Raw genomic sequence first — 841 nt, 5'->3', positions numbered from 1 at the left:
ACTCGTGAGCACATCCTACTAGGCCGTCAGGTTGGTATCCCTTACATCATCGTATTCATGAACAAGTGTGACATGGTTGATGATGAAGAGCTTCTAGAGCTAGTTGAAATGGAAGTTCGTGAACTTCTATCTGAGTACGATTTCCCAGGTGATGACCTACCAGTTATCCAAGGTTCTGCACTAGGCGCACTAAACGGCGAAGAGCAGTGGGAAGCGAAAATCGTTGAGCTTGCTGAAGCACTAGACTCTTACATCCCAGAGCCAGAGCGTGCAGTAGACCAACCGTTCCTACTACCAATCGAAGACGTATTCTCGATCCAAGGTCGTGGTACAGTTGTAACTGGTCGTATCGAGCGCGGTATCCTACGCGTAGGTGACGAAGTAGAAATCGTAGGTATCAAAGAGACTACAACTACTACTTGTACTGGTGTTGAGATGTTCCGTAAGCTTCTTGACGAAGGTCGTGCTGGTGAGAACGTTGGTGCACTTCTACGTGGTACTAAGCGTGACGAAGTTGAGCGTGGTCAAGTTCTTGCAGCTCCTGGCTCAATCAACCCACACACTAAGTTCGAGTCAGAAGTATACGTACTTTCTAAAGACGAAGGCGGCCGTCATACTCCGTTCTTCAAAGGCTACCGTCCACAGTTCTACTTCCGTACAACTGACGTAACTGGTGATATCTCTCTACCAGAAGGCGTAGAAATGGTAATGCCAGGTGACAACATCCAAATGCAAGTTGAGCTAATCGCTCCAATCGCAATGGACGAAGGTCTACGTTTCGCTATCCGTGAAGGTGGCCGTACAGTAGGTGCTGGTGTTGTTGCTAAGATCTTCGACTAAT

The 841-nt window shown here is 47.8% G+C and carries 1 protein-coding gene; it reads left to right on the top strand.

What is annotated here, in order from left to right; translation table 11 throughout:
- A partial coding sequence (locus VME0621_RS25975; protein WP_065311756.1) for an elongation factor Tu occupies positions 1-840 on the top strand: 840 nt, incomplete at its 5' end.
- Position 841 lies beyond the last annotated feature (1 nt).

This window comes from Vibrio mediterranei (genome assembly GCF_900088415.1).
Lineage (GTDB): Bacteria > Pseudomonadota > Gammaproteobacteria > Enterobacterales > Vibrionaceae > Vibrio > Vibrio mediterranei.
The sequence above is the reverse complement of the archived record's forward strand: the minus strand, read 5'-3'. Positions and strand labels throughout refer to the sequence as shown.